Origin of the sequence: Streptomyces sp. URMC 126 (assembly GCF_051386555.1) — a bacterium.
In the GTDB taxonomy this organism is placed as follows: Bacteria; Actinomycetota; Actinomycetes; order Streptomycetales; family Streptomycetaceae; genus Streptomyces.
Map to the genome: position 1 here is coordinate 1 of NZ_JBPQTX010000861.1, position 274 is coordinate 274.

A 274-nucleotide genomic window follows, 5' to 3' on the forward strand; every position below is an offset into this window, starting at 1 on the left:
GCGTGCCGCCGGTACAGCCGGTCCACGCGGTAGGCCACCACCCGCACCCGGCCCGGGGTGGTGACCTCGACCGTGATGCCGTCCGGCGCGGCCGCCAGCCCCGCCAGCCGGCGCTGTTCGCGCGGGGTGCGGTCGAGAGCCTGCTCTATCTGCGCGACGAGCAGCGGCACGATGGGCGCGAGCCCCTCGACGAAGACCGCGTCCGCGCCCGCGCTCTCGAACGCCCGGCGCACGGCGGCGCGTTCCGCCGGGTCGACGGCCCGGCCGCCCCTCG

1 pseudogene is annotated in these 274 nt (G+C 78.8%); it reads right to left on the reverse strand.

The window, feature by feature from the left end:
• Positions 1-274, reverse strand: a pseudogene (locus ACSNOK_RS34250) (oxidoreductase); the annotation flags it as partial.